General features: G+C 55.5%; 1 protein-coding gene. It reads left to right on the forward strand.

Features of this window, described 5'->3' with window-relative positions:
- Positions 1-79: 79 nt before the first annotated feature.
- Positions 80-1464, forward strand: a 1385-nt coding sequence (locus AC1D1Z_RS37355) for a PIN domain-containing protein (protein ID WP_477853855.1), incomplete at its 3' end; no start/stop codon positions are given.

Here is a 1464-nt window from a genome sequence, read left to right on the forward strand (position 1 = left end):
GGTTAAGCTCGACAAAACCGATCTGCGGTCGCGGCTTGACTGGGTACGGAAGGCAATCAGGGCAGGCCAGGAAGACCGAATGTCTGCTTGGGCAAAGAAGACCCACGCATCATTTGATGGGAGTGGCGACGAGCTCATCGAATTCGCGCAGATTTTGAACCGATATGGTCGGCGAAAAGACGCACTGCGCGTTGGCTTCGATGCCCTCGCCGCTAACTGGGGCACAAGCGAGCGGGTCCACATGGGGTACCTGTCTCTTTTTCTGCTCCAAGTTCGCAAGGATAGATTTCTCGGGGTCAAGACCGTTCAGGAGGATACGGTCGTATATCTGGAAAACGATCACAGTGAGAAGGCGATCTATCTTATAGGGAACGGCGCATTACCGGGCATCGAAACCCTTAGGCCCGATCATGCCTTCGCGAAAAGCCTGGGTGGGCAAAAAGTCGGTGCCACTGTTGTTCTTGCTGGTATAGGGCAGCCGGTGCAATGGAAGATCGCGGAAGTTACCCATAAATTTGTAGCACTGTTCCGGCGTGCGATGGAGGCACATTCAAGGCTCTTTCCCAAGAGCCGGGCGCTTGGGCGTTATACGATAGACGTCGAGAGCAAGGATGCTTTTGAGCCGATCTTCGAGCAGGCCCGCGAACGTGCTCGGCTGGTATCGGAAGCGGTCCATATCTACACCGACAACCTCATCCCTATTGATACCATCGCGAAGGCGTTGGGATCGGATCCTATCGACACTTCGCGTGGCCTTCGATTTCAGTCAGATGTGTGGTTGGACGCCTGCGTTGGCGATCACGCAGAGAGGCAGCAGGCGTTGGAGGGCCTTCGGGGTCAATCTGCCGTCATTGTTGATGCGTTGACACTCTCTTTGTGGCAGGAGATCGAGTTTCTCGACCTCGTCGAAAGGCTTCCAATTACGATTCACACGGTCCAAGCCACCATAGACGAGTTTGCGCAACGAGCGGACGATGCTCAACAGGCCATCGACCAGGAAGGAGGTTCCCTAGAGGCACATGGCGACAGTGTTATCATGGTCAAATCGACACCTGAACAACGGCAGGCACTTCGCGAGGCAAGTAATTCGGTTCTCGGGTGGGTTCGCGAGCATACGAATCTCCTCCCGACGTCGGCGCTTCCGGAAAGGGAAGAGAAGATAGACGATCTCCTATCTTCCTCGACGATCGACACCATCGCGACGGCTCGCGAGACCGAAATTCCAATGATTGCTGAGGACCGGCGTGTCCGGATGCTTGCAGTCGATCTTGGTGTGAAATCGTCATCCTGGACTCAGCCGCTGCTGATGACGCTAAGGGACAATGCGGGCTTGAGGAATGATGATTACGTCCGAATGGTTGTAAATCTCCGCCGCCAGCGTATTGGATTCCTGTCCGTTGGGCCGGCCGAGTTGCTCGCGGCCACCGAGATGGATACGCCTGTCTTCTCGACGTTAGCCGAGAT

The sequence above is a fragment of the Rhizobium sp. P1_E1 genome (genome assembly GCF_056406015.1).